The following is a 6500-nucleotide window of genomic DNA, read 5'->3' as shown; positions in this document are numbered from 1 at the left end:
TCGTAGAGCTGTTGCATAAACGGACCGTGAACATCCAACGCCAAACCTTTCAGATTTAACGCCAGTTGTTTGGGGAATTTTCCCTGACTCAAGCTTTCCTTGAAGCGCAGCAACTCGCCCAGGCCGTTGAACTTTAATTGGGCGTGTTCGACACGCACGCTATCGCGTAAAGCCGGCACCCGGATGCTGAGTTTTTCCAGCCCCACGCGACCGTCGAAGGATGAGGTAATACCGCCGTAACTGATATCCATGAAAGGCGATAACTGTGCGATCGCATCATTCATGATTGAGCGCACCGACAACCACAGCGACAGCTTGATTAACACGGCAATCGCAACTGCCGCGAGCAAACCCCATTTAAAAATCTTGGCCACGTTGCCGTCCTTGCTATTCAACGACCCGCACTATGCCAAGGGTCTTGTGCGGCGCAGCTTAACAGGACGGCAAAGTGCCAGCCAATCCCGATATTTGCCCGGGCGCCAGGCTATTTAAGGCAGTGTGAAGAGCAACTCGAAATCAGCGTTTTTTCATTAAAAGTTGCCGGACAAAGAGTGAAGTAAGCGGCGGGCAGGAATGTCGTAATTGCACAAGCTACCGGCGCGATTGGATATTTTTTATCCAGCACTATTAACCCCTGCTTTGATAATTCTCAAATTCGCCAAAAAAATGTGAGCCGCTGGCATTCGGTCCGTTTACTTACTACAAGTAATGAGTAGTATGTAGACCGGCAAATACCTCGAGCTCGGGGGAGTTGCTTTATGGAAAAAATGCACCTTAAGGGGAACACGATGAACAACGTTCTGAAACTCTCTGCTCTGGCTCTGGCTGCCGTTCTGGCTACCGGTTGCAGCAGCGTATCCAAAGAAACTGAAGCTCGCCTGACTGCTACTGAAGACGCAGCAGCTCGCGCTCAAGCTCGTGCTGACGAAGCTTACCGCAAAGCTGACGAGGCTCTGGCCGCTGCTCAGAAGGCTCAGCAAACTGCTGACGAAGCCAACGAGCGCGCCGCTCGTATGCTGGAAAAAGCCAGCCGCAAGTAATAGCCTTCGCGCTATAAGCCGGTCCCTATGGATCGGCTTTTTTTTGTCTGGAGTTTGGCTGCGACCGGCTGCGCGTCGGCCGGGCGGCGTTAAAAACGCTTTTCGAAAGCTCATGGGCTACAGCCCATTGCGCTTCAAAAAGCGTTTTTGCCTTGCCCAGCTCTAGCTCGCTCGGTCTTGAGCGGCGGTGTGGCTGAGAGCGGAAAATCAAAAGCAGGCACAAAAAAGCCCGCTGCCGATTTACCCAGCAGCGGGCTTTTTTTGCGCGCGGGCCTTACTGCACAACCGGCGCGGTATTGGCCATCGTGGTGCCGGGCACGGCGATCTCAACCGGCAAGCCATCTTCAGCGGCTACCACATCTCGCACCACTTCCCAGTCCAGGCTGACGCTGTTGGTCAGGTCTTCGCGCTTGAGCAGGGCGTTGATGACGGCAGTGTGTTTATCGACCACCGAGGGGTTGCCGCTGTCGTCCAGCGGGGTGTGCGCTTCGAGGTAAACCTTGCCGCCGCTAACGCCGAATTTGTACGGGTCGTTGAGGATGCGCACTTTAGTGCCCACCGGCACCATCTTCGCCAGTTCCAGCACGTTGTTGTTAAGCATGCGGAAGCAGCCATGGCTGACGCGCATGCCGATGCCGAATTTCTTGTTGGAGCCGTGGATCAGGTAACCGGGCAAGCCGAGGTTGAACTTGAACGGCCCCAGCGGGTTGTTCGGCCCCGGCGCCACGACGGTTGGCAGCGGATCGCCATCGGCCGCGTGTTCTGCGCGGATGGAAGCCGGCGGGTACCAGGCCGGGTTAGCGGTTTTGGCGGTGATGGTGGTCTGGTTGATTGGCGAACCCCAGCCCTCACGACCAATGCCCAGCGGATAGGTGTGCACCACATTTTCCCCTTTGGGGAAGTAGTACATGCGGTATTCAGCCAAGTTGATGACGATGCCTTCACGCGGGCCCGGCGGCAGCACGAAGCGCGTCGGCAGAATAATCTGCGTACCCGCACCTGGCAGCCAAGGGTCGACACCGGGGTTGGCGGCGATCATTTCCAGGTAACCCAGGTCGTTGGCCACGCCGATGTCAGCGAAGGTGTCTTCGTACTTGGCGGTGATGACCTGGACCTGGCCAATGATGTCTTCGCCCGGTGGCGGCAGCGGGAACTCCAGCGCTGCGGCCGGGCCGACCGCAAACAAGGCGGCGAGTGACAGGGAACGGGCGACTGCAGGAGCGCGCGACAACATCCGGTGATCCTTGGCTGAGTGAGCGAGTAGAGAAAAAACGCGATTGTACACGCGCGTACGCCAAGCCGGGAGGCCTAGACGCCAGGCCACATGGGCCGGTCGCCGCTGCGTTGAGCCTGCAACGTGGCATAGCAGGCGGCGCACAGGCGTTTGTCACGCAGCAGGGCTTTTTCCAGGTTTACCCACTTGGGCTGCGCTGGAAGCAAGCCGCCGCACAACGTACGGTCGGCATGCCCACTCAATTCCAACTGCCGAGCCACCAAATGCACGCGCACTTCACGGCAGGCGAACAGGTCGAGCTGCTCGTCTGGTTCGATCAGTTGGTAAGCGTGTAAAGACCAAGCGGGGCGCGGCATGCGGGGCTCCTGGAGACGGCCGCCACCTTAGCCGAAAGGTGGCGCTCGGAAAAGCCTCTCAGAGTAATGGCTTGATGGTCGGCCAGGCGTTATCCAATAGCTTGCCCTGCGCCCCTGCGGTTGGATGGATGCCGTCGGCCTGCATCAGTTCAGGCACCCCGCCCACGCCTTCAAGAAAGAACGGCACCAGCGGCAGCTTCTTCTCCGTAGCGACGTTACTGAACGCCGCCGCAAAAGCCTTGTTGTAACGCTCGCCATAGTTCGGCGGCAGACGCATGCCCAACAGCAACACTTTCGCCCCAGCCTTTTGTGACTGTTCCACCATCGACGCAAGGTTTTGTTGCAATTGCGCCGGCGGCTGGCCGCGCAGGCCATCGTTGCCACCCAGCTCGATGATCACCAGGCTCGGCTTATGCTCTGAGAGCAGCGCAGGCAGGCGCGCGAGGCCTCCGGCACTGGTGTCGCCACTGATGGAGGCGTTCACTACTTTCTGCTCAAAACCGCCCTCCTCCAGGCGCTTTTGCATCAGGTTGACCCAGCCTTGGCTGGTTTCCACGCCTAAACCGGCGCTGATACTATCGCCGACGACCAGCACCGTGCTTGCCGCCGCCCCTTGTGCCCAAAGCATTACCACCAAGGCACCCGTTACCCACCATGTACGCATTGGAATCTCCATGACTGTGAGCATTCTTACTGCGCGGAACCTTAGCAAAGTGGTTCCTAGCGCGGAAGGCGATTTGACCATCCTGCACGACCTCTCCCTCGACCTGCTGCGCGGCGATAGCCTGGCCATCGTCGGCACCTCGGGTTCAGGTAAATCCACGCTCCTAGGCCTGCTAGCCGGCCTCGACCTGCCCAGCAGCGGTGAAATCACCCTCGCCGGCAATGCCCTGAGCACCCTCGACGAAGACCAGCGCGCGCGCATTCGTGCCGAGCATGTGGGTTTTGTTTTCCAGTCGTTCCAATTGCTCGACAGCCTGAATGCACTGGAAAACGTGATGCTGCCGCTGGAGCTCGAAGGCCACCGCGATGCCCGCGAGCGTGCCCGTGCGCTGCTCGAACGCGTTGGTCTGGGCAAACGCCTGACCCACACGCCACGCCAGCTTTCCGGTGGCGAGCAGCAACGCGTGGCCATTGCCCGCGCTTTCGCGGCAGACCCGGCGGTGCTATTCGCCGACGAGCCCACCGGCAACCTCGATACCCACACGGGTGAGCACATCAGCGACTTGCTCTTCGAGCTCAACCAGGAACGCGGCACTACCCTGGTGTTGGTAACCCACGACGAACGCCTGGCGCAACGTTGCCACCGCCGTATTCGCCTGGAAGCCGGGCATATCGTGCAGACTGCGGAGGCGTGATGACCCGCCTGCCATTCACTCGCCTGCTCAGCCTGGCGGCGCGCCAACTGCGCCGCGACACCCGCGCCGGTGAACTGCGCGTGCTGTTTTTCGCCCTGGTAATCGCCGTGGCGGCCAGCACTGCCATCGGCTTTTTCAGTGCGCGCCTTAACGCGGCGATGATGCTGCGCGCTACCGAATTTCTTGGCGCCGATATGCTGCTCACCGGCAGCTCGCCGGCTACCCAAGCGCAGTTGGATGCCGGCAACCAACGCCAGCTTAAGCATGCGCAGCTCGTTGAATTCTCCAGCGTGATTGCCGCCGATGACGGTATTCAATTGGCCAGTGTTAAAGCGGTCAGCAGCACCTACCCGCTACGCGGCCAACTGAAAAGCGCGCCTGCACCCTATGGCGAAGAAACCACGGGGGGCAGCCCGCCCCCAGGTGAAGCCTGGGTAGAGGCGCGGCTGTTGGTGGCGCTGAACGTGAAGGTGGGCGATAGCGTTGACGTCGGCGCCAAGACTCTGCGCCTGAGCCGCGTGCTCACTTACGAGCCAGACCGTGCTGGCGACTTCTACAGCCTGACCCCGCGCCTGCTGATGAACCTTGATGACCTGCCAGCCACCGGCATCGTCCAGCCCGGCAGCCGCGTGCGTTACGCCGAGCTATGGACCGGCAGCGCCGAGAACTTGGAAAGCTACCGCCAGGCGCTCAAGCCGATACTGGCGGCCAACCAGAAAATCGAAGGTGCGCGCGATGCCAATCGCCAGGTGGGTGGAGCGTTGGGCCGCGCCGAGCGTTATCTGAATCTGTCCAGCTTGGCGGCAGTGTTGCTTGCCGGCGTGGCCGTGGCGTTGTGTGCTGCGCGCTTTGCCGCCAAGCGTTTCGATGCCAGCGCCCTGTTGCGTTGCCTGGGCCTGTCGCGCCGCGAAGCGCTGACTGTCTTTACCCTGCAATTGGCCATGCTCGGTCTGCTCGCCAGCGGGATCGGCGCCCTGCTCGGCTGGCTTGGGCAAGTGGGCCTGTTCCATCTGCTTGGCGGCTTGCTGCCGGCGACCGTACCTAGCGGCGGCGTAATGCCGGCGCTGGCAGGCATGGCCACAGGGTTGGTGGCACTGGCAGGTTTTGCCTTGCCACCGTTGGCAGCGCTGGGTCGGGTGCCGCCATTGCGCGTACTGCGCCGGGACTTAATGCCGGTGCCGCCGAGTTCGTGGTTGGTGTATGGCGCGGCATTGGGCGCGCTAACACTGATTATGTGGCGCTTGAGCCTCGACCTGGCCCTCACCCTCGCCCTGCTTGGCGGTGGCTTGGTGGCGGCGCTGATTCTCGGTGGCGCGTTGGTGCTGGGCCTGCAAGGGTTGCGGCGGTTACTGGCGGGTGCGCCGTTGCCGATGCGCCTGGGCCTCGGCCAATTGCTGCGTCATCCGCTGGCTGCTGCCGGGCAATCGCTGGCCTTTGGTTTGATTCTGCTGTCGATGGCGCTAATCGCCCTGCTGCGTGGCGAACTGCTGGATAACTGGCAACAGCAGTTGCCCAAAGAGGCGCCCAACTACTTCGCCCTAAACGTGCTGCCGGCTGACAAATATGGCTTCGCCGCACAACTGGCAAAAATTTCCCCGCACCCGGCACCGCTCTACCCCGTGGTGCCGGGCCGTCTGGTCGCTATCAACGGCCAAGCGGTAAAAGAGGTGGTGAGCAAAGACTCCACCGGCGACCGCGCCGTGCGCCGCGACCTTAGCCTGACGTGGTCCGCCGACCTGCCAGTGAGTAATAAGCTGGTAGCCGGCAGTTGGTGGGGCAAAGAGAAAAACGTCGAACTGCCGGGCGTTTCCATCGAAAGCAAACTGGCCGAAAGCCTGAAAGTGAAACTCGGCGACCGCCTGAGCTTCAGCGTCGGCGGGCTTAACCGCGACGCTCAGGTCACCAGCTTGCGCGAAGTCGACTGGGACACCTTCCAGCCGAACTTCTATATGGTTTTCGAACCCGGCACGTTGCAGGATCTGCCCGTCACCTACCTGACCAGCTTCTACCTGCCGCCGCAGCAAGAGCGGCAACTGGTGGAACTGTCGCGCGCCTTCCCGGCGGTAACGTTGCTGCAGATCGAAGCGATTCTGGCGCAACTGCGCAGCATCCTCGCCCAGGTGACGTTGGCGGTGGAGTACGTGCTGTTGTTCGTGCTGGCGGCTGGTTTAACCGTGCTGTTCGCCGGGCTGCAAGCCACCCTCGACGAGCGCATTCGCCAAGGTGCATTGCTGCGGGCCTTGGGCGCGGAACGCAAAGTGCTGCAACGGGCGCGCTTGGCTGAGTTTGGCGTGTTGGGTGCGGCCAGTGGTTTATTGGCGGCGTTGGGTAGCGAGCTGGTGAGCTTTCTGCTGTACCGCTTTGCCTTCGATATGGCCTGGACGCCGCATCCGTGGCTGTTGGTACTGCCGTTGATTGGCGCGTTGTTGGTAGGGTCGGCTGGGGTAATCGGCACGCGCCGCGCGCTAAATGCCAGCCCGCTTACGGTGCTGCGCGAAGGTTAACCGTAGGG

The 6500-nt window shown here is 61.0% G+C and carries 6 protein-coding genes and 1 pseudogene; 3 read left to right on the top strand and 4 right to left on the bottom strand.

Annotation, left to right across the window (positions count from 1 at the left end; all coding sequences use genetic code 11):
- Nucleotides 1–374: pseudogene (locus AAAB16_RS18005) on the bottom strand (hypothetical protein); the annotation flags it as partial.
- 414 nt (nt 375–788) lie between these two features.
- Between AAAB16_RS18005 and oprI the strand changes: the two are divergent.
- Nucleotides 789–1040 (top strand): outer membrane lipoprotei OprI, encoded by a 252-nt coding sequence (oprI, locus tag AAAB16_RS18000; RefSeq protein ID WP_108096720.1) that lies wholly within the window; start codon nt 789–791, stop codon nt 1038–1040.
- 274 nt (nt 1041–1314) lie between these two features.
- On the opposite strand, the gene AAAB16_RS17995 is transcribed toward oprI, so the two are convergent.
- The 3 genes from AAAB16_RS17995 to AAAB16_RS17985 form a co-directional block, all read right to left on the bottom strand.
- Nucleotides 1315–2274 carry a L,D-transpeptidase family protein gene (locus AAAB16_RS17995; RefSeq protein WP_340664559.1) on the bottom strand — a complete coding sequence of 320 codons (960 nt, stop codon included), beginning with the start codon at nt 2272–2274 and terminating at the stop codon, nt 1315–1317.
- Nucleotides 2275–2348: 74 nt separating this feature from the next.
- Complete coding sequence (locus tag AAAB16_RS17990; RefSeq protein WP_340664558.1) at nt 2349–2630, bottom strand: hypothetical protein; 282 nt, start codon at nt 2628–2630, stop codon at nt 2349–2351.
- A 58-nt stretch (nt 2631–2688) separates the two neighbouring features.
- Nucleotides 2689–3294: an arylesterase gene (locus AAAB16_RS17985; protein WP_340664557.1), complete on the bottom strand. Its 606-nt coding sequence runs from the start codon at nt 3292–3294 to the stop codon at nt 2689–2691.
- Between the two features lie 10 nt (nt 3295–3304).
- On the opposite strand from AAAB16_RS17985, the gene AAAB16_RS17980 reads away from it, so the two are divergent.
- The gene (locus tag AAAB16_RS17980; RefSeq protein WP_340664556.1) at nt 3305–3988 is read left to right on the top strand and encodes an ABC transporter ATP-binding protein; all 684 of its coding nucleotides are present in this window, start codon (nt 3305–3307) and stop codon (nt 3986–3988) included.
- A complete protein-coding gene (locus AAAB16_RS17975) occupies nt 3988–6492 on the top strand; it encodes an ABC transporter permease (RefSeq protein ID WP_340664555.1) in 2505 nt (834 codons plus the stop codon). Before AAAB16_RS17980 ends, AAAB16_RS17975 begins: the two co-directional genes overlap by 1 nt.
- Nucleotides 6493–6500: the final 8 nt, after the last annotated feature.

It is taken from the genome of Pseudomonas sp., assembly GCF_037994325.1.
Lineage (GTDB): Bacteria > Pseudomonadota > Gammaproteobacteria > Pseudomonadales > Pseudomonadaceae > Aquipseudomonas.
This window is presented reverse-complemented; position numbering and strand designations above follow the sequence as displayed.